This is a genomic window from bacterium, assembly GCA_022616075.1.
Lineage (GTDB): Bacteria > Acidobacteriota > HRBIN11 > JAKEFK01 > JAKEFK01 > JAKEFK01.
In genome coordinates this window covers 1-18,772 of the sequence record JAKEFK010000282.1, presented here as the reverse complement: position 1 = coordinate 18,772, position 18,772 = coordinate 1, and the positions used below count along the sequence as shown (strand labels likewise).

At 48.8% G+C, this 18,772-nt stretch carries 19 protein-coding genes; 10 read left to right on the top strand and 9 right to left on the bottom strand.

The window, feature by feature from the left end:
• Nucleotides 1-2: 2 nt before the first annotated feature.
• The 5 genes from L0156_23185 to L0156_23165 form a co-directional block, all read right to left on the bottom strand.
• Nucleotides 3-371 carry a hypothetical protein gene (locus tag L0156_23185; protein ID MCI0605901.1) on the bottom strand — a complete coding sequence of 123 codons (369 nt, stop codon included), beginning with the start codon at nucleotides 369-371 and terminating at the stop codon, nucleotides 3-5.
• Between the two features lie 141 nt (nucleotides 372-512).
• Nucleotides 513-1,892, bottom strand: a complete 1,380-nt coding sequence (locus L0156_23180; protein MCI0605900.1) for a sigma-54 dependent transcriptional regulator — start codon at nucleotides 1,890-1,892, stop codon at nucleotides 513-515.
• Nucleotides 1,864-2,577, bottom strand: a complete 714-nt coding sequence (locus L0156_23175; GenBank protein MCI0605899.1) for a HAMP domain-containing histidine kinase — start codon at nucleotides 2,575-2,577, stop codon at nucleotides 1,864-1,866. Before L0156_23175 ends, L0156_23180 begins: the two co-directional genes overlap by 29 nt.
• On the bottom strand, nucleotides 2,574-4,271 hold the full coding sequence (locus L0156_23170; protein MCI0605898.1) for a SpoIIE family protein phosphatase: 1,698 nt from the start codon (nucleotides 4,269-4,271) through the stop codon (nucleotides 2,574-2,576). The genes L0156_23175 and L0156_23170 overlap by 4 nt, the downstream gene beginning before the upstream one ends.
• A gap of 4 nt (nucleotides 4,272-4,275) precedes the next feature.
• Nucleotides 4,276-5,046 (bottom strand): efflux RND transporter periplasmic adaptor subunit, encoded by a 771-nt coding sequence (locus L0156_23165; protein MCI0605897.1) that lies wholly within the window; start codon nucleotides 5,044-5,046, stop codon nucleotides 4,276-4,278.
• A gap of 206 nt (nucleotides 5,047-5,252) precedes the next feature.
• Here L0156_23165 and L0156_23160 point away from each other — a divergent pair, with 206 nt between their 5' ends.
• From L0156_23160 to L0156_23145, 4 genes are all read left to right on the top strand, one after another.
• Nucleotides 5,253-6,023 (top strand): cyclic nucleotide-binding domain-containing protein, encoded by a 771-nt coding sequence (locus L0156_23160; protein MCI0605896.1) that lies wholly within the window; start codon nucleotides 5,253-5,255, stop codon nucleotides 6,021-6,023.
• A gap of 110 nt (nucleotides 6,024-6,133) precedes the next feature.
• Complete coding sequence (uvrA, locus tag L0156_23155; GenBank protein MCI0605895.1) at nucleotides 6,134-8,884, top strand: excinuclease ABC subunit UvrA; 2,751 nt, start codon at nucleotides 6,134-6,136, stop codon at nucleotides 8,882-8,884.
• Nucleotides 8,885-9,031: 147 nt separating this feature from the next.
• Complete coding sequence (locus tag L0156_23150) at nucleotides 9,032-10,330, top strand: RDD family protein (protein ID MCI0605894.1); 1,299 nt, start codon at nucleotides 9,032-9,034, stop codon at nucleotides 10,328-10,330.
• 7 nt (nucleotides 10,331-10,337) lie between these two features.
• Nucleotides 10,338-11,495: a hypothetical protein gene (locus L0156_23145; GenBank protein MCI0605893.1), complete on the top strand. Its 1,158-nt coding sequence runs from the start codon at nucleotides 10,338-10,340 to the stop codon at nucleotides 11,493-11,495.
• A gap of 35 nt (nucleotides 11,496-11,530) precedes the next feature.
• Here L0156_23145 and L0156_23140 read toward each other — a convergent pair whose 3' ends face one another.
• Nucleotides 11,531-12,022 carry a protease complex subunit PrcB family protein gene (locus tag L0156_23140; GenBank protein MCI0605892.1) on the bottom strand — a complete coding sequence of 164 codons (492 nt, stop codon included), beginning with the start codon at nucleotides 12,020-12,022 and terminating at the stop codon, nucleotides 11,531-11,533.
• Between the two features lie 181 nt (nucleotides 12,023-12,203).
• Here L0156_23140 and L0156_23135 point away from each other — a divergent pair, with 181 nt between their 5' ends.
• Together L0156_23135 and L0156_23130 are read left to right on the top strand one after the other, a co-directional pair.
• Nucleotides 12,204-12,446 (top strand): sulfurtransferase TusA family protein, encoded by a 243-nt coding sequence (locus tag L0156_23135; protein MCI0605891.1) that lies wholly within the window; start codon nucleotides 12,204-12,206, stop codon nucleotides 12,444-12,446.
• Complete coding sequence (locus L0156_23130) at nucleotides 12,443-13,585, top strand: cysteine desulfurase (protein MCI0605890.1); 1,143 nt, start codon at nucleotides 12,443-12,445, stop codon at nucleotides 13,583-13,585. Before L0156_23135 ends, L0156_23130 begins: the two co-directional genes overlap by 4 nt.
• A 2-nt stretch (nucleotides 13,586-13,587) precedes the next feature.
• Here L0156_23130 and L0156_23125 read toward each other — a convergent pair whose 3' ends face one another.
• The 3 genes from L0156_23125 to L0156_23115 all read right to left on the bottom strand — a co-directional run bounded on the left by L0156_23125 (nucleotide 13,588) and on the right by L0156_23115 (nucleotide 15,911).
• Entirely contained in the window at nucleotides 13,588-13,866 is a 279-nt protein-coding gene (locus tag L0156_23125) for an HU family DNA-binding protein (GenBank protein ID MCI0605889.1), read from the bottom strand.
• A gap of 113 nt (nucleotides 13,867-13,979) precedes the next feature.
• Complete coding sequence (locus L0156_23120; protein MCI0605888.1) at nucleotides 13,980-15,356, bottom strand: hypothetical protein; 1,377 nt, start codon at nucleotides 15,354-15,356, stop codon at nucleotides 13,980-13,982.
• 3 nt (nucleotides 15,357-15,359) lie between these two features.
• Nucleotides 15,360-15,911 carry a hypothetical protein gene (locus L0156_23115; GenBank protein ID MCI0605887.1) on the bottom strand — a complete coding sequence of 184 codons (552 nt, stop codon included), beginning with the start codon at nucleotides 15,909-15,911 and terminating at the stop codon, nucleotides 15,360-15,362.
• 43 nt (nucleotides 15,912-15,954) lie between these two features.
• Here L0156_23115 and L0156_23110 point away from each other — a divergent pair, with 43 nt between their 5' ends.
• The 4 genes from L0156_23110 to L0156_23095 all read left to right on the top strand — a co-directional run.
• Entirely contained in the window at nucleotides 15,955-16,908 is a 954-nt protein-coding gene (locus L0156_23110) for a hypothetical protein (GenBank protein ID MCI0605886.1), read from the top strand.
• 50 nt (nucleotides 16,909-16,958) lie between these two features.
• Nucleotides 16,959-17,294: a VOC family protein gene (locus tag L0156_23105; protein ID MCI0605885.1), complete on the top strand. Its 336-nt coding sequence runs from the start codon at nucleotides 16,959-16,961 to the stop codon at nucleotides 17,292-17,294.
• Nucleotides 17,295-17,416: 122 nt separating this feature from the next.
• A complete protein-coding gene (locus tag L0156_23100; protein MCI0605884.1) occupies nucleotides 17,417-18,190 on the top strand; it encodes a methyltransferase domain-containing protein in 774 nt (257 codons plus the stop codon).
• Nucleotides 18,191-18,206: 16 nt separating this feature from the next.
• Nucleotides 18,207-18,772 (top strand): AMP-binding protein (locus L0156_23095; GenBank protein ID MCI0605883.1); only part of this gene is annotated, 566 nt, incomplete at its 3' end.

The window sequence follows — 18,772 nt, the reverse complement described above, 5'->3', positions numbered from 1 at the left end:
TGTTATCGCTTTGCAGCTTTGGCAGCTTTCAGACCTTTCGCTGCTTTCAAACCCTTTGCAGCCTTCAGTCCTTTTGCAGCTTTCAAACCCTTTGCAGCTTTCAAACCTTTCGCCGCTTTTAGACCTTTTGCAGCTTTCAAGCCTTTTGCAGCTTTCAAACCTTTCGCGGCCTTGAGGCCTTTTGCAGCTTTCAAGCCCTTCGCTGCTTTCAAGCCTTTAGCAGCGCGCAAAGATTTTACGGGCTGCAAGCCGGGAGTGAAAGGAGCAACTGCTTCCACCTTAATTTCTGTGTGTTCTTCGCCTGTTGCCTTTCTCAGCTGCTCTTTTTGCTCCTCTGTTAATTCGATGATTGTTGCTTTCTTGTCCGTCATTTTTCCTCCGATTTGTTTTTCATTGCACACTTTTGTGATGCAACCTTCTTGCCAGGTAACTGCGGAAGGAACCCTCGACGAATGAGTCGTTCAGTACCTGATGAGACCGGGTGAAAAATTCACCCGGGAAGTTTTGGAGGGTTAAAATTTATACTTACGGCAGAGATACTTCATCCGGTTCTTATCGATACCGAGCATCTCGGCAGCTTTACCCTTGACGCCCTTTACTTTATCCAACGCCGTTCGCAGTAACTCCCGTTCGAAACGTTCCACGGCTTCATCGAGACGGATGCCTCCTTCCGGAATTCCGCCGAGAAGGGGCAGAGACGCCGACTGATATCCTCGAACTGAGGGAGGGAGATGCTGCAAACCAATCATTTCATCGTCGCTCATGAGGACCAGGGTTTGCACTAGATTTTCAAGCTCTCGAACATTCCCTTTCCAGGAATAAGACAGGAGCGCTTCCAGGGCTGCGGGATGAAATTTCTTGACAGGAATTTGATTCTCCTCGCAAAAGTTCCGGAGGAAATGATACAGAAGCAGGGGAACATCTTCCTTGCGTTCTCTTAAAGGAGGTAGTTGGATTGGAAAGACATTGATCCGATAGTACAGATCTTCCCGGAATTCTCCGCGCGCTACCCTGTCTTCCAGATTTTCATTGGTTGCTGTAATCAATCGAACATCTGTGGAGAGTTTTTTGGTTCCGCCCACGCGTTCAAATGTTTTCTCCTGCAAAACGCGTAGAAGTTTTGCTTGCACCATCAAACTGACCGATCCGATTTCATCCAGGAAAAGCGTGCCTTCGTGGGCCAGTTCGAATCTTCCGGTATGCATGGCGACTGCGCCCGTAAATGCGCCCCGCTCATGACCAAAGAGCTCGGTTTCCACAAGCGTTTCAGGAAGCGCGGCACAATTCACGCTGACAAATGGGTGATCTTTTCGCCTGCTGTTGTAATGAATGGCGCGAGCGATTAACTCTTTTCCTGTGCCACTTTCACCGCGGATGATTACTGTTGCCAGTGTGTCGGCGACGCGCCGGATCGATTCAAAAACGCGGATCATCGCAGGACTGTTTCCAATGATGTTGTCAAACGAATACTTTTTTTGCAGTTCGCTTCTCAACCGGATATTGTCCTGGCGCATTTGCTGCATTTCCAATGCGCGGTGAATGATCAATTTGAGTTCCGTTAAATCGAATGGTTTCTTGAAGAAATCATGAGCGCCGGCCTCGACCGCTTTCAGTGTTTCTTTCGTGTCTGTATTACCCGACATTACAATGACAATCGTTTCCGGAAGCTCGGCTTTCGCTTTTTCAATCAATCCAATTCCTTCCTGACATTTGCCGGAAGGGGGCAGGTTCAGATCAACAAGCGCAAGCGCAGGTTTTTCGCGCTCGAACAATTGTTCGGCTTGAAAGCGATCGCCTGCCTGCAGAATCTCGTAGTGTTTACTCAGCGACAAAGCGATTTGTTGCCGAAGGAGGCTGTCATCCTCAATGATGGCTATTTTCTTGAGTACCATTTTCCTCAACAGGAAGGGTGATACGAAAAGTGGTTCCGGAACCAGGCGTGCTCATCACTTTTATTTTTCCCCCGTGCAAAGCAAAAATTTGTTGGCTCGTAAAAAGACCAAGTCCCAGTCCTTTTTCCTTGGTGGTCGTAAAAGGATTAAACAGCTCGTTTTGCACAAACGACTCTGACATCCCCATTCCCGTATCTGAGATTTCGATTAAAATCTTTTCTCGTTTTCGCTCTCTTGTTAGGCCGCAATGAACTCTCAGGGTTCCACCGTCTGGCATTGCCTCGATGCCGTTTTCAATCAGACTGTGGAACGCATTGTGAAGATAGAATGGATCGCCCCAGATGGGGGGAACTTCTTCGAAAGATAAATCGAGATTCAGATCTCGACTTCTTCGCTGGGGCAAATCCTCCAGCAATTTCTTCAGAATATGATTAACGTCGACACGCAGCTTTACCACAACCTGTTGTTGATTTTCGCGAAATCTCTTAACAATAGCGTCCATTTTCCGCACCGTGTCGTTGAGGATTTCGGCAATGCTTTGTTTAAACATGGGATTTTCATAATTCTCATCCATGTTTTGCAAAAGAGCGCTTAATCGAAACGCAAGATTCTTCATGTCATGAACGATTACGGAGTCCACGGTTTGCTGAAGCGATACCCGCAGTACTTTTTTTTTGGGACTCATAATGAGCGAGGTTGAAGAGTTGTTTCAGCATCCTGAGCGGATGTGACCACGTAACGAACCATGAAGACCGAAATGTCATCAGATTGGGGCTCACCAGCGGCATGGTCCAAGGTTCTCTGGAAAATTGCCTCTACGATTTCCGCCACAGGTTTGTGGCGATTCTTCAACAACAATGCTTTTAATTCGTCGTCTCCTAGCAGATCTCCCTTAGTGTTACGCGCTTCGGTGACACCATCCGTAAACAGACAAACAAGATCACCCGGTCTGAGAAAAACTGTCTTGTGCGTATAAGTTGCAAACGGAAAAGCTCCCACGATCAAACCGCCGGAAAAGAGTTCTTCAATGGATCCCTCCAGATGCACCAGATAGGGAGGATTATGACCGGCGTTGACGAACTGAAATTCTCCAGAAGGAGCAATCGTGGCATAGAATAACGTGACAAATTTATTCCCCGCGGTCCTTTGAACCAGATAACCGTTCACGCTGTTTAAACAATCTGCAGGGGAAGGATGCTTCATTGCTTCCGCGAAAAGCAGGCCCTGCACCATCGAACAAAGGATTGCTGCAGAAACGCCTTTTCCGGAGACATCAGCGATCATTGCAGCGTAGCGACCGTCCGGAAATTTAATGAGATCGTAGCAATCGCCGCTAATATGCCTGCTTGGAATGTTCTGTGCATAAGCTTCGAAGTAGCCATAAGACCCTTTGATGCGGGGGAGCAGAGTTGCCTGGATTTCCTGCGCCGTTGCAAGTTCCAATTCCAGCCTCTCCTTTTCGCGGGATTCTCGAAGCAAACGGGCGTTCTCTATGACTGCAGTTGCATCCGTTGCGAGTGAATCCAGAATCCCCTGACTGATTTTGGAAAAGGACTCTGTGGCCTTCTTGCCATCCAGATACAATGCGCCTATCACTTTCTGATCTGCGTGCGCGTTCACGGAAGAATCCAGGATTCCGAACTGCTTCAGCGGAAGGCAAATGATTGTCCGCAGCTCCAGGTTGAGCATGCTTTCCGAAAGAGCGAATTTGTTCGGACCCTGCACATCGGACAAAAAAACTTTTTCACCTGATTCAATAACCTGTTTGAGGACCGTTGTACTGATCTGGAAAGATTCTTCTGCAACAGATTGCTTCGCTTTGTCGCGCCCGCGTTGCACCTGCGGTTCTCCCCTTGCATCTTTCAAAACAAGAAAACCTCGCTCTGCGCGAGTAATTTCAATCGCGGCATCCAGAACCATGTCCAGGATTTCATGAAGCGGCGCCGTTCCGCTGAGCAACCGGGCGACTTCCAGTAAGTGTGAGACGTTTTTGAGGTCGCTCCCGGCAACAGACTGAATCATGGAAGGTGTGCCTGTGCGAAAGGGGCCTGAGTCGCGCGTAATATCGTCGTGTGTCAAATATACTATCTGCGTATCATTACCAAGTAGGATTCTGTCCTGATGCTGCAAAACGTGCGTTTGGACGCGCTCTCCGTTTACAAAAGTGCCACACTTGCTCTGCTTGTCGATCAGTTTGAACTGGTTCCCCTCTTTAATGATCTCTGCGTGAAAGCGGGAAACGGAAGCATCATTCGTTTGGAGATCATTTTCACCGCTGCGGCCGATTGTAAATTTTAGTTTCTCCAGTAAGTAGGCGCGTTCCTCGCCCGTGCCCTTAAAGTGCTTGATTTTGGGAACCGGTAGAACAGGAGATGCCATTTCTTTATCGATTGGTGGCGGACGTTTTTCCTGCCGTCAGCCAGATGATCACTTTGCCCGAAGTTCCTGGTCGAAGCACTCCTTTTCCCTGACCTGCATTCAGCTCCACAAGCGCAGGAGCGGTGCCGCTTGCAGGATCAATGGTTGAGCTAATCCATTTTACTCGGGCCGGATAACGCTGATTCGGCTGGGTTGATGGTACAAATTCAGAACGTGCTCCGGTTGCGAAAATGCCGAGTTTTTCTTCCGGAACGAAGATACGGGCCAATAACGGTTCCATCGCGGTGATTCTGAACAGCGGAACGTTCTCATCTTCCACAACCCGTTGACCCAACTTGACGTATCGTTCCCCTACAACTCCACCGAATGGCGCCCGTATGATGCTTTTTCCAAGATTGACTTTTGCAATCTCAAGCTCTGCCTCAACACGCTGATAACTGAGTCGCTTGGCGTCGTATTCGGAATCGGATAGAAGTTTTTGCTCGTGCAAGGACTTGGCGCGTTCATACTCGGCTTCTAATTCCTGAAGATACACTTGCGCCTTCTTGACCTCCAGTTTTAGATCTTGATTGTCCAACTCCGCAAGCGGTTCACCTTTTTTTACCCAGGCGCCACGCTCTGCATAAATTTTGTCGATAATGCCGGTTAAACGGGTCTTGATTTCGACATCATTCTCAACAAGGAGCGCGGCATCAAAGGCGATCGTGGAGGGTTGCTCCGCAACCGCTATTGTGAATGTGAGAAGAACTATACCGATCCCGCCCAAAATTCTCATTTTTTCACTTCAGGTCACAATCATAACATATGCAAACGCGGCAGGCGTTCGGTCGCAGACTCAATGACTGCAGTGTTTCCCCCTCCTTATGAAGGAGGCAACCCTCCCTCAATCCCTCCCTTCATAAGGGAGTGAAGCAGGCTTTCACCGCATGCATGCTGCATTGACTGCAATGACTTTTCTCTCTAGAATGAAAAAACAAACTGATGTCCTCCGAACTTTTCGATAAATACAGGGTCTCCTTCAAAAAAGGAGAGCTCGTTTTTACCGAGGGTGAACTGGGGAGCGAGATGTTCATCATTCAGTCTGGTAAGGTTCGCATTTTCAAGAACATAGATGGATTCGATCAAACTTTGACTGTTTTGGAAAAGGGGGATTTTTTCGGAGAGATGTCGATCCTGGAAGGGATGCCGAGATCCGCTTCAGCGGAGGCGGAAGAAGATTGCGATTTGATCAAGATCAACAGCGCGAATTTTGTTGCGATGATCAAATCGAACATCGAGATCGCAATCCGTATCATGCGGAAACTTTCACTGCGGCTTCGCGAAGCAAATGTGCAAATTGAAAAGTTGATGCATGCATCCACAGAGATGTTGAGTCTTACGGAAGCTGGAGCCAAACCAAAATCGAGGAAAGATGCGCAAGAGGTCAAGGCATATCTTGTCTCAACGATGTCCGGCAAGACATTCCCGATCATCAAAAGCGAGTCTTATGTGGGGCGAGTAGACCGGGTAACCGGAGCGGTTCCTGATATCGACTTGTCGGATGAAGATCCCAAGCGTTTTATTTCGCGGCGCCACGCAAAGATTGTTAAGGATGACGAGAATTTTCAGCTTGTCGAAGAAATTGGAACAGTCAATGGAACGTTCCTGAACAATCAGCGCCTGTCGACAGGCTCGCCTGCGCCATTGAAGAATGGCGATACATTGACGTTTGCCAACATAACTCTTACCTTTTATCAAACCATTAACGAATAATTTCACCACGGAGTCACGGAGCAAAGTAGCGTAGGCGTCCCCGCCTGCGAGTTGCCGCAGACGAGACGTCCGCACTACTTTGCTCAGTAACTCCGTGGTGAAAAAATCCCATGAATGAGAATATCGTTATACGGGGTGCGCGCACGCACAACCTGAAGAATCTTGATGTCGAGATTCCCGCCGGAAAATATGTTGTGATTACCGGAGTGAGTGGCTCTGGCAAATCGAGTCTGGCTCTGGATACTCTGTATGCGGAGGGGCAGCGTAGGTACGTGGAATCCCTTTCCACTTATGCGCGGCAGTTTTTAGACAAGATGGAGAAGCCGGATGTGGATTCCATCGAAGGAATCTACCCTGCCATCGCAATACAACAACGCACGAGTCAGGCAAATCCAAGATCCACGGTAGCTACTGTAACTGAAGTCTATGATTATTTGCGTCTCCTCTATGCGCGCATTGGAAGAACTTATTGCTACAACTGCGGCGAGGAAGTGCGTTGCGATTCTCCTTCTTCAATTCTTGCTGAATTGGAAGCGCTGTTTCAGCCTGAAGAGGTTACACGCATCGGCTTTCTTTCTGGAGAAGGACTCGCGCACCAAACTCTGGTAACGCTAAAGCGCAAGGGCTTTTATCGCGTCGTATACGCGGATCAGGTCCTGGATATCGATGATTTCTACAAAGAGGCAATCGGCGAATCGATTCCTGAATTCTACATTCTGGTGGATCGTGTCCGATTGGAAGGGAACAGGCAGCGGATTGCAGATGCTCTGGAGACCGCTTTTCGGGAAGGCAAGAGCACGGCGATCGTAGAAATAACAGGGAAGAGACTTTATTACAGCGACCGGTTTGAATGCAGAAACTGCAGAATCATTTATAACAAACCGGACCCAAGAGCGTTCAGCTTCAACAGTCCTTACGGAGCATGTCCGAAATGCCAGGGATTCGGAAACGTAATGGATCTGGATCCGGGAAAGATCATACCGGATGAATCTTTGAGTCTGGAAGAATACTGCATCGCGCCATGGAATAACTCCGAATATAAATGGATGTACGAATACGCGAAGGACGTGAAGGACCTTCCGCAAAATATCCCCATTGCAAAATTGAATGAGAAACAACGCAAACTTTTATGGGAAGGGAAAGGGAGCTTCTTAGGGATTCGGCGTTTCTTCGAAAACTTGCAAAACAAACGTTACAAGGTTTCCGTTCGAATTTTTCTCGCGCGTTATCGCGGCTATTATCCGTGTCAGGAATGCAATGGGGAACGTTTGAAGAGGGATGGCCGCATTGTCAGAGTCGGCGGAAAGAACATCAGTCAATTTTGCTCATTGGATATTCGCCAGGCTCTGGATTTCATTGAGCAACTTTCACTCACACCTTCGGAGATGCAAATTACAGAAAAAATTTTGCCGGAAATCAAGAAGCGCCTGAAGTACTTGATCGATGTCGGCCTGGAATATCTCACACTGCAAAGACGTTCCGGAACTCTAAGCGGAGGAGAAGCTCAACGCATCAACCTGGCCTCCTGTCTGGGTTCCTCTCTGGTTGGCACCCTTTACATTCTGGATGAGCCTTCCGTGGGTCTGCACGCCCGCGATATTTCACGGCTTGGTTCCATACTGCAAAACCTCCGTGACATCGGGAATACGGTGGTCGTTGTAGAACACGATCAAGACATGATTCAGCAGGCGGACCACATCATCGATCTTGGCCCGCGTGCCGGTGAGCATGGCGGGCGACTCGTCTTTTCCGGAACAACTGCGGATCTTTACCAATTTCCAGGCTCACTCACCGCACAATATTTACGCGGTGAAAAGAAAGTGGAATCACCGGTGGTCGTTCCCGGCAAATCCAAAAAAGAAGCGGAACTCGTGATTCATGGCGCGAAAGAACACAATCTGAAAAACATCACGGTGCGATTTCCGCTGAAGAAGCTTGTCTGCGTAACTGGAGTTTCCGGTTCCGGCAAAAGCACGCTGGTGCAGGACATTCTCTATCCTGCTATTTGTCAGGACTGCGGCGAATGGGATGGACCGATCGGAGCCTTTGATCGAATTTCAGGAGTTAAGAATATCCAGGACGTTGTGTTCATGGATCAATCTCCTCCTTCACGCAGTTCCAAGTCAGTTCCAGCAACCTATTTGAAGTTTTTTGACGATATCAGGCATCTGCTAGCGATGACGAATGAGGCTAAGAAAAGCCGGCTTACAGTGTCCGATTTCTCATTTAATATTCCCGGCGGAAGATGTGAAGCTTGCGAAGGGGAAGGAAGTCTGCGCGTGGGAATGCTCTTCCTGGCGGACGTGACTCTGGTTTGTGATTCCTGCAAGGGACAGCGCTATCAACAGAAAGTTCTTGATGTGAAATACAAAGACAAGAACATTTTCCAAATCTTGAATCTTACCATCACGGAAGCGATGCACTTCTTTGCCAACCAGGGAAAAATTTTGGAGAAACTTTACATTTTGAGCTCTGTGGGTCTCGAATACCTGCGCCTCGGCCAGGCCACTTCTACTCTATCGGGAGGAGAAGCCCAGAGACTGAAACTTGCTTATCACCTCTCGCAACCGAAGAAGAATGGTGTGCTTTATATATTCGATGAACCAACCATCGGATTGCATTTTGACGACATCACAAAACTTTTAAGATGCTTCCGAAGACTGATTCAGAGCGATAACAGTATTCTTTGTATAGAACACAATCTCGATTTGATTGCGGCGTGTGATTACATCATTGATCTGGGTCCTGAAGGTGGCCAGAAGGGTGGTTCCCTTGTCGCGGAAGGTCCGCCGGAAATGATTGCCCGCCATCCTACCTCGATTACCGGACGATTCCTCAAGCAATACTTGCGGAAAAAGTAACTTCATCAAAGTGGCGCGGACGTCTCGTCCGCGGGAGCTTTGCGGGCGAGTCACCCGCACCACGACATAGTTGAAATTGTAGTACTATCTTGTTATGATCCTCAACAAGAGCGGCTTTTTTTGTCGGGAATGATAGGAGAGATCTGAATGGCAAAGATAAATTTCATGGATCGCGACAATGTGCTTCGTGAGTACGAGTTAACCGACGAAGCAATCACGATGGGACGCGAAGCTACGAATAAGGTTGTGATTGCGGATCCGAGTGTGTCGCGGCAACACGCATGGATTGAGAAACGGCCCGACGGCTACTATCTGGTCGATAAAAACAGTTCTAACGGCACTTATGTTAACGGAAAGAAGGTTACCCAGCAGAAACTGAATCACAATGACAAGGTAAATCTGGGTAGTGCCTCGTTGGTATTCGAGGATGAGGATGAGGGCGCAACATTCATTTTGAATCGCCAAGAATTGCCTGATGTGACTCGTGCAGAAGAGGAGCGATTCAATCCGAACGAGAGAGTAACTGACGCTTTGAATGCGGATGACGTAGGCGTTCGTGAAGACCGGCCGTTGCCGCCGCCTCCGCCGCGTGTCAGCCCTCAACCGGCGCCGCCGCCACCACCGGCACCAAGACCTTCGGTTCAAACATCGGCGCCGCCCATACCACCACCACCTGCCGCTCCACCTGCCCCCGCTCCGCAGGCGGCAAAGCCTGATCAAGAAACACCTGTTGGAATACTTTGTCCTTCTTGTCGCAAAGTGGTTGAACAAGGCGCCCGATTCTGTCCTTTTTGTGGCGCTTCTCTTGGACCATCCAAAGCTCCTGCGCCGCCACCACCCGCGGCAGCTCCGCAAAAAGCGCCGCCTCCGCCAGTTCCACCACAAGCTGCGCCCAGTTCTGCAAGACCGCCAATTCCTCAGCCACCACCGGTCGCTCAACCGCGATCTCCCGCTGCTCCTGGTTTTGGTATGCAGCCTCCGCCACCTCTTGCTGTCTCCGCTGGGGCGTTGAATTACGCCGGCTTCGGCGTGCGACTCGTCGCCGCAATTATCGATAGCCTCTTACTTTCGGCTTTAATGATCCCTTTCATCATCATTGTTGTTGTGTTTATGATGCGAATGCAGACCGGAGGCGAACCATCACCGCTGGCTATGATCGCAGTGTTTGGCTCGTATTTGCTGATGATGATCGCCAGTCTTGCCTATCAACTGATCTTTATTGGCAAAAAGGGCGCAACACCGGGAAAAAAATTCATGAAACTGAGAGTAACATTTCCGGATGGGACATATCCGATCGGAATTGGCAAGGCCTTCGTGCGATTGATTGGATACATGATCAGCGGGATGATCTGTTATATTGGATTCCTGATGATTATTTTCGATAAAGAGCAGCATCGCGCTCTACATGACAAGATGGCCGGCACCGTTGTTATTCGCGAAAATTAGCGCGCATATGCGCTTTCTTGCCGTTCTACTTTTTGTGGCCAATTCCTGCTGGGCTACTTCACCGGAGCTCGCACCCGAACTTCAGGCACGGCTCGAACTCTTCAACAATGGACAGTTAATTGAGGCCTATAACTCGCTCAAGGACTTGGAAGGCACGCATTCCGAATCAAAGGAATTCCTGTTCCTGCAAGCGATGGCCAAATGGAAAATGATGTGGCTATCCACTTTCAGCCCTTCCGATCGCGAGGAGGTAATTGAGCTTCTGGATAAAGTCGACAGCATGTGCATGCCCGCGTTGGATCAGGACCTTAATTCAAAGTTTTATTATGCGTCCGCCATAGGTTTGCGCGCTCAGATTGCTGCAACGGAAGGAGATTGGTGGAAAACGGCGAAGCTCGGCAAGAAGATGAAAAAATACGCCGTTGAAATTTCAGAAAAAGATCGTGATTTCTTTCCGGTTTACTATTTGCTTGGCTCTTATAACTACTTTGCCGATGCGCTTCCTTCTTATATGAAGTTTTTGCGAGTGTTCGTTTTTCTGCCGGGTGGAAACCGGAAAGAAGGTTTTAAACAACTAATCCTGGCTTATGAGAAGGGCGGAATCACGCAGAGCGAGGCAGGAAAAACACTGGCCGTCATCTATACCTATTACGAAAAGAAATTCGAAGATGGAAAATTGATGTGTGACGATCTTCTCGAGCGATATTCGCAAAGTTACGATGTTGGGTTGTATAAGGGTATCAATTTGTATTTCTTGAAGGATTACGAAGCTTCGATTTCCTGGTTTGAAGATCTTCGCGCGCGGATTCAGGTTTATTCCGCCGTTCATAATTCGCCGGATGCCATTATCCCGCTCTACCGCCCCATGGAACGGGAAGTTCGCTACTGGATTGCGCGCGGGAAAATTCAGCAGGAAAAGTGGGAGGAAGCGCGCGAACTTTTGATGGAACTGGCGAACCCGCAGGTCCATCAGCCGTACTGGTTGCTTCGTGGAGTCTATTTATCGCTTGCGCAAATCGACTATCACGAAAAGAACATTCCTGGGGCAGAAACCTGGATTTCAAAAGTCTTGAAGTGGGAAGACGTGAAAGATGCCCACGATAAAGCGAAGAAACTAAAGAAGAAGAAAGGGCATGTCGGCACGTTCGACATCGACTTGCTGTAATCAAAGTAGCGTAGGCGTCTCGCCTGCGGAGCTTTTTACTCCTTAACCAGTCTCACTGTACCTTTCGGTTTTTCAATTTTGATCACCGCAAACGGTTGGGTGATTACTTGAATGGTAAAGCTGTTCGGTTGTGGTTCGGTCAGGCGGTACTTCACAATCACATCATCCGCCTCTATGGAAACATCTTTGATCACGACCGCATATCCTCCGCTCTTCTTTTCACCGGCGAAGATCACCGCAAGGACATGCGTTTCAAAATCAATTTCCGGAACGGGCGGTTGCGGCACGAGGACGCTGACATGCTGTTTCCAGAGCTGTTCCCACTCTTGCTGGCTGGTAATGACCTGGGCCACAGCGTCTTTTTTCCCACTATAAGTGCCCTGTTCGATGATTTCGTAGTTCACAATGACCTCTCGTTCTTCCTCTTCTTTTTTATCTGATTTTTTCTTCTCTTCTTCTGCATTCACTGCGACGACAAGGAACATCGCAACAAGTGCCGCCAATGCAAGAGTCAATACGACCTTCATTCTGCCCTCCAAATGATATCTAACTGTACATACCCGAACTCTTCACTAACGCCGACGTTTTGCTCATCGTAAAAGGGAGATAAGGAGATAGCGCGGGGATAAGGAGATAAAAGAATATTTACTCTCATCTCCTTATCTCGTTCAAATCTCCTAATCACCTATAATATAGTTTGGGCGAAGGATGACAAACAGGATCGATGTTGCTGCGGTGCTGGACACTTTTGGGTTGCTGTGTCCCATGCCGATTATCAAGACCGCAGCAAAAATGAAAGAACTAAATCAGGGAGACGTCCTCAAAGTACTTTCCGACGATCCGGGAATCAAAGAAGACATGCCTGCGTGGTGCATCACTTCAGGAAACCAGCTTGTTTTTCTGGAAGAGTTGGGCGATGAGTTTCACGCCTACGTCCGCAAAATGCGATGAACAATCTTTACTTTAACAACGCATTCAGCAAGAAACCCCTGCCGGAGGTTGTTGAACGAATGATTCCGTTTTTAGGTGAGCAGTTCGAAAACCCCTTAACGGAGTCGGAGCAAGCGGAGCGCGTGCGCAAGGAGGTTGAGCAGGCGCGGGAATTGGTTGCTACTTTGCTGCAAGCGCGCGCGGAGGAAATTTACTTCGTTTCCAGCGGTACGGAAGCAAACAACTGGGCGTTGAAGGGGACCGCTTATGCCCATCAAAAAAGTAAGAATCATCTTGTGATTTCGGCAATCGAACATTTCTCCGTTTATCAGACGGCGCAGTTTCTCCAGCGGCAGGGATTTGAAGTCACTTATGTTCCGGTGACACGGGAAGGTTTTGCGGATCCGGATGCCGTTGCCGAAGCGATCAGTCCTGCTACTGTATTAGTATCCATTCAGGCTGCAAGCGATGAGATTGGGGTCATTCAAAATGTGGATGCGGTTGCTTCGTTAAAAACGGAGTTTCCGGACATTCTTTTTCACTCTGACGCCATCCAGTACCTGTGCTATGAAGAGCTTCCTTTGCGGCGAATTCCGCTCGATCTTGTGAGTATCAGCTCCAACGCGCTCTACGGCCCCTCCGGCGTCGCGGCGCTTTATGTTAGAAGCGGAACTCGAATCATTCCTCTCTTCCATGGAGGCATGCAAGAGGAGGGTCTGCGCCCGGGACTTCAATCCACCGCGCTGATTGCAGGATTCGGCGAGGCTGCGCGCATCAATCAGGAAAGAAAAGGAGCCTGGAAACAACAGCTTGCCGGGTTACAGGAAAAATGTTTTGAGACGATGGATTTGTTGAATGTTCCGGTCACCGGAAGCAGAAGCTGCAGATTGGTCGATAATATTCATGTGCTGGCAGACGTTGACGGAGAAGCCCTGTTGACGTTGCTTCTCAGCGAAGGAATCCAGGCGAGCTCGGGATCCACCTGCTACCAGTATGCTCAAAAAGAGTCGCACGTTTTGAAAGCGCTGGGAATGAGTCCCGAGCAGGTAAAAGGCTCTCTACTCTTTACTCTAAGCAAGGATCAGAGCCTGGAAAACATTCAGTTGCTTTTGGATTGCTTTGGTAAAGTGCTCGATCACTTGCGAAAAGTGAAATGTTAAGGTTACTTCTTATAGACAGCCGCTTTTAACGCCTTTCCAGCCCTGAATTTTGGAACCATTTTAGCCGGTATTCTGATTTCCTTTTTGGTCTGAGGGTCGCGTCCTGTTCTTGCTTTTCTCTCTGCTGTCGTAAAGGTTCCAAATCCAACGAGCGTCACGCTTTGACGCTTCTTCAGAGCTTCGGTTATCGTCTGGAGAGTCGCATCAAGAGCCTTTCCGGCAGTCGTTTTTGACAAACGCGCGTCTTTGGCAATCCGCCCAATCAGGTCCTGTTTGTTCATGGGCCAGTCCTCCTCCTAACAAGTGTTTGCGGATTATATCACCCGCTCAAAAGGGGGTCAATTTCCTGACGCTACTAACAGATTAGAACTAAATGTATAGTAGTTTTAGAATCTTAGGGGCCCTGGAGCAGTTTGCGGGCGAAAGGACGAACGAACACGCCGAGTACGCTTCCGCTTGGCTGTCCGGCCCTCAAGTCCTTCCATCGAGAAAAGGTCTCGAACAGGAAAAAACCGGAAAGGAGCAGTAGCCATGCGTCCAGCGCCCTGCCAAGTCCGGTGAGCAGATTCATTAACGAGACTCCCAGGTTGGCAAACGCGAGGATGCCAATCGCAACAATCGTCAGCCTGCTGAATTTCATGGAATCGAAATCGTATAGGTTTTCTAGACGTTCCTGATCTTCTCGACTCAAGAGTCCCCACAGCACAGCGAACGTATCGACCCATGTTTTTAAATCTGTTTTACGCGTTGCCAGATACATCAGCTGAACTTCGTCGGGGTTATACTCAATCACGGAAGAAAACCAGGTGCCTTCCGGGGCTTTTTTCAAGCGGAATCGGTAGTGAATGTTTTTTCCATGTTTTATTTTGTCAGTCTCTACAAGTCCGTACCATGCTCCATTGATGCCGATTCCGATTCGAGGATTCCAATGATTTTTGGGCAGGACAGACAGTACTTCCAAATCATAGGCTTCATTTTCTGCAGGGATGACTTCGTCGCGTGCGTTCGCCAGAAGGGAACGTTGTCTGTCGTCGATGGGTCTCAAATTCTCCAGATTTCTTTGCGCAGAGTTCGGATCAAAGATCTGGCGAATCGAACGCCAGGACAGGATGGGGAGCGAAACAAACAAAGAGCCGACAGGTTCATCCAATTTGCTTGCGGTCAACATCCGGAGAAGTGATTCCGAAAAAAAATAGAAACCGAACGGATAAATCCAGTGGATCGAGGGAGGTCCCGGGAAAGGTACCTTTCCAAACCAGTTTGCTGCGAAGAAGAGGATGCAAAAAGCTGAGGGAGGCAGAAGGATCAACGCTGAGAAGAAAGTCATTTGCGTGGCTGATATTCCGAAACGATTTGCGATTCTGATCTGATCCTCAGCGGGCAACATTCCCACTAGAGGGGAGAACAAAGTCAGAAGGACGTTTTGCCGGTTGCTTTTGATCTGGTTTCGACGAGCGCGAGCGGTGTTTCTGCATTCTTCCTTGTTGTAATGAAATTGCAAACGGATGGGAAAGCGTTCCTCCCACGGATTCAGGTAATAACAAATTTGAAGGGGAGGGCCCGGTTCATAATCCTGAAAAACGATTTCGTAATAGCTCCCTTCAAATTCAATCGCGCTACCGGGAAAGATGGATTGTCCTGTTGGCGAAAAGCTGCGCGATTTCCAACCGGGCTTTTCGAAAGGCGCATCGATTCGCAGTTTGTAGTGGTGTCCTTCCGGATACCTGGTCAGGTAGTCACCTGCCGCGAAGTGAGTCCGCTGTTTTTGCATTGTTCACAGTCCGAGTTCATCGGCGCGGTCTCGAATTGCTTCAAACACATCATCCACAAGCTTTTCAGGATCCTTGCGGTGGATAAGAACAGCGCGATTGCCCGGTTTGTTGAGATGCAGCATCCAGTCTTGAAGATGATTGCAAAAGCCACCCGTTCCCTCCAGGATGCCGATGACTTTGTTTTCATCGTAAGCGATCGTGAATTCGTTGAGCGCGCCCATGCTGCCGCCCACAAAAACCAGACCATGGCTTGCTCTAACATTCAAAAGATTTCTACCGTGCGAAGTTAGACCTGTGCAAATGATCAGATCGTGGAATTCCGCGGGATATCCGATCCGTTGATGTTCCACCCAGTTGATAGCGGGGGAAAATCCAATGACTTCGCCTTTTTCCTCCTTCGCTCCCCTGGCAGCGGCGTATGGCAAACCGGTGGTCGCGCCGGTGATCATTACGGCCCCTTTCCGCGCAATACAACGGCCCGTCTCAACAGCAAGCAGCTCAATTTCGCGAGTCGCAATGGCCGATGCGCCCATCACTCCAATCGTGAGTTTCATCGGAAATGGCTCAGCCCTCCGAGATCATTGTATAATCAATTCGATGAGAAAGTTTTGCTTTCTGACGGTCCTCCTTGTTGCTTCTACTTTGTTTGCCGCTTATCCGGATGAGTATCCTGCTTACCTTCGGTTGCTTGGTTTTTCCAAAGGGGATATTCGTGATTTGCAGTACGGCCGGTTTATCATGCGATCCCTAAAAGACGGTCGTCCGGGCGAATCGGGAGTCACGGCTGCAAAAGTCTTCCACGTTCCGGGCTATTTCATCCGGGACTATTTTTCGTACATCGAAAATTTCCGCAATCTTAATAATTTTCAGGCGGTAGGAAAATTCAAACCGGAACCCGACTTACAGGATCTCGGTCCTCTGACTTTTGATGCGTTGGACTTGCAGGATCTGGCCGGATGCAAGCAGAGTTGCACTCTAAACCTTACCAGCGAAGAAATTGCCGGAATTCAGCAGGATTCAAATCTGGAAAACCTGTATCGCAAAATTCTTTTGAACCGCGTGCAGAATTACCGGAAGGGCGGAGATCCATCGAATTCTTATCTTGAAGCTTTTGCTCATTTGACGGCGTACTTCCCCGATGTCGTGGAATATGCAGCTATTTATCCTGCAGGCAGAGACAGGCGGGTGCCGGATTACTTCTACTGGGAGAAACAGAAAATCGGCAAGAAGAGCGTGATTCAGCTGCGACATGTGTTCTCTCAGCGCGTTGGAGAGGATTTTGTTGTAGTGAATCATCTTATTTACAGCAATCATTCCCTGATGGCATCCGCTTCTGTGTTTCACCTGATCAACTATGTCGATTACGGTTTCCCACGAACATTGCTTGTGTACCACGGCCGAACGCAGGTCGATGGGGAAACCAGAGCTCCACGAGTCGACAAAAAGATGTTTGTGGCATTCCGGAAAGCCGGCAAAAAAATAGAGGAAAGATACTCGACTCAGTTTTATCCCGGCTTTCCATACGCGTTGCCCGCAACAGACCAAAGATGAATCGTCCGGCTGCTTGCGGCCTGCGCCATCTGGCACTAAAAGTTCGGGATATGAAACTGATGCGATCCTTTTACGTGGATGTTCTTGGTTTTACCGTTGAATGGGAGCCCGATCCACAAAATTTGTATTTAACTTCAAGCGCGGACAATCTTGCTCTACATGAAGTGCAAGAAAAACTCCCGCAGGGACGACTGGACCATCTCGGACTCCTCGTTCAGAAGCCCGAAGATGTGGATGCATGGGCGGCTTATTTGAAAATCAATGGTGTGTCACTGGCGATGGAGCCCAAAACTCACCGCGACGGCGCCCGCTCCATTTATTTTGCGGACCCGGAGCAGAATATGATTCAGATCATTTATCATCCGCCAATCAGCAATAAGTTATGAACAGTAGTTGCAGAGCATTTGCCATATCGGATCAAGTGTATCTGGCTAGTTGTGATCGGTTCGAATTACAGCAGAGTACGTTCGGCGTGGCAAATGCTCTGCCACTACAAGCAGGAGCATGAATGGATTCTATTTCGCAGGAGACGTTACTGTACGGACCCCTTACCGCGCACATCCGAAGGTTGCTGGAACCCGTTGCGCACGATTCATTTTTGTTTTTCGAAGACACAACCGGTTTACTCGCTCCTGAGATTCATCCCGGCTTAAAAGTGTTTGATGCAGGATGCGGACGAGGCACACTTACCGGGTGGCTTGCTGAAAGCGGATGCGAGATTGTAGCGGTAGATTCCAGCCAGGAACGCGTGGATCAGACGCGTCGTTTGCTTCAGGAAAAACAACTCAACGAAAATGTCCGCTTGGAAGTCTCTCAGCTGCCGGATTCCTTTCCGGAAGACCACTTTGATTTGATCCTGGATATTTTTTCGTGGTGGCATATTTCAGATTGGGGAAGATTGTTTAACCTTTCCCGGAAAAACCTGAAGCCACAGGGCAAATTGGTCATATTGGACACTTTTCTGGGCTGGAAAACATCTTTGGAATTTCGCCAGCAAATGCGCGAATTGTGGCATGCGGCAATGCCAACTCTGAATGAATGCAAAAATATGTTGATTAAAAGAGATTTCCGACTCTTAAAAGCGGATTCGATTCAGGAAGCCTATACGCGATATCTCGATTCCGTTTGTGAAAAAATTCATGACCTGGAAAAAGAGGATTTAGGGGACGCCGATCCGTTGGAGCTGCAACACATCAAAACCATGTGGGAATGGTTCCGCTCTGCCGCCCATCAGGAAGAGATGGTGGCCACTTGCATCACTGCAGAGTTAACGCAATATTGATGGCGGGGGAACTTGAATGGCGAAACGCAAGCCTAAAGTAACTGCAAATATCACTTCGATTCTAAATGAAAAGCGTGTCTTCAAACCAAGCTCTGAATTTTCGCGCAACGCGCACGTCAAATCCTTCACACAATACAAAAGAAGTTACAGGTCCTCCATCAAGAACATCCAGAAGTTCTGGGCGGGCGCGGCCAGTGAACTAACATGGTTTAGAAGATGGAAAAGGATTCTGGACTGGAGGCCTCCTTTTGCGAAATGGTTCATTGGAGGTCAGATCAACGTTTCCTACAATTGTCTCGATCGCCATCTATCCGGTTGGCGAAGGAACAAGGCCGCCATCATTTGGGAAGGTGAACCGGGCGAAACCAGAACCTTAACCTATCAGCAGCTTCACAGTGAAGTTTGCCGTTTCGCAAACGTTTTGAGGCGGCTCGGCGTAGTGAAAGGGGATCGAGTGATCCTTTACATGCCCTTGGTTCCTGAACTGGCGATTGCCATGCTTGCCTGCACCAGAATCGGAGCTACTCATTCCATCATCTTCGGTGGTTTCAGCTCGCAGGCGCTGGTTGACAGGATTCAAGA

Excerpts from the sequence above, each read along its gene's own strand:
- L0156_23130 (MCI0605890.1), top strand. The coding sequence starts at position 12,443 with ATGAACAATCTTTACTTTAACAACGCATTCAGCAAGAAACCCCTGCCG.
- L0156_23185 (MCI0605901.1), bottom strand. The coding sequence starts at position 371 with ATGACGGACAAGAAAGCAACAATCATCGAATTAACAGAGGAGCAAAAA.
- L0156_23110 (MCI0605886.1), top strand. The coding sequence starts at position 15,955 with ATGAGAAAGTTTTGCTTTCTGACGGTCCTCCTTGTTGCTTCTACTTTG.
- L0156_23180 (MCI0605900.1), bottom strand. The coding sequence starts at position 1,892 with ATGGTACTCAAGAAAATAGCCATCATTGAGGATGACAGCCTCCTTCGG.
- L0156_23120 (MCI0605888.1), bottom strand. The coding sequence starts at position 15,356 with ATGCAAAAACAGCGGACTCACTTCGCGGCAGGTGACTACCTGACCAGG.
- L0156_23175 (MCI0605899.1), bottom strand. The coding sequence starts at position 2,577 with ATGAGTCCCAAAAAAAAAGTACTGCGGGTATCGCTTCAGCAAACCGTG.
- L0156_23100 (MCI0605884.1), top strand. The coding sequence starts at position 17,417 with ATGGATTCTATTTCGCAGGAGACGTTACTGTACGGACCCCTTACCGCG.
- uvrA (MCI0605895.1), top strand. The coding sequence starts at position 6,134 with ATGAATGAGAATATCGTTATACGGGGTGCGCGCACGCACAACCTGAAG.
- L0156_23160 (MCI0605896.1), top strand. The coding sequence starts at position 5,253 with ATGTCCTCCGAACTTTTCGATAAATACAGGGTCTCCTTCAAAAAAGGA.
- L0156_23170 (MCI0605898.1), bottom strand. The coding sequence starts at position 4,271 with ATGGCATCTCCTGTTCTACCGGTTCCCAAAATCAAGCACTTTAAGGGC.
- L0156_23125 (MCI0605889.1), bottom strand. The coding sequence starts at position 13,866 with ATGAACAAACAGGACCTGATTGGGCGGATTGCCAAAGACGCGCGTTTG.
- L0156_23145 (MCI0605893.1), top strand. The coding sequence starts at position 10,338 with ATGCGCTTTCTTGCCGTTCTACTTTTTGTGGCCAATTCCTGCTGGGCT.
- L0156_23115 (MCI0605887.1), bottom strand. The coding sequence starts at position 15,911 with ATGAAACTCACGATTGGAGTGATGGGCGCATCGGCCATTGCGACTCGC.
- L0156_23150 (MCI0605894.1), top strand. The coding sequence starts at position 9,032 with ATGGCAAAGATAAATTTCATGGATCGCGACAATGTGCTTCGTGAGTAC.
- L0156_23165 (MCI0605897.1), bottom strand. The coding sequence starts at position 5,046 with ATGAGAATTTTGGGCGGGATCGGTATAGTTCTTCTCACATTCACAATA.
- L0156_23135 (MCI0605891.1), top strand. The coding sequence starts at position 12,204 with ATGACAAACAGGATCGATGTTGCTGCGGTGCTGGACACTTTTGGGTTG.
- L0156_23140 (MCI0605892.1), bottom strand. The coding sequence starts at position 12,022 with ATGAAGGTCGTATTGACTCTTGCATTGGCGGCACTTGTTGCGATGTTC.
- L0156_23105 (MCI0605885.1), top strand. The coding sequence starts at position 16,959 with ATGAAACTGATGCGATCCTTTTACGTGGATGTTCTTGGTTTTACCGTT.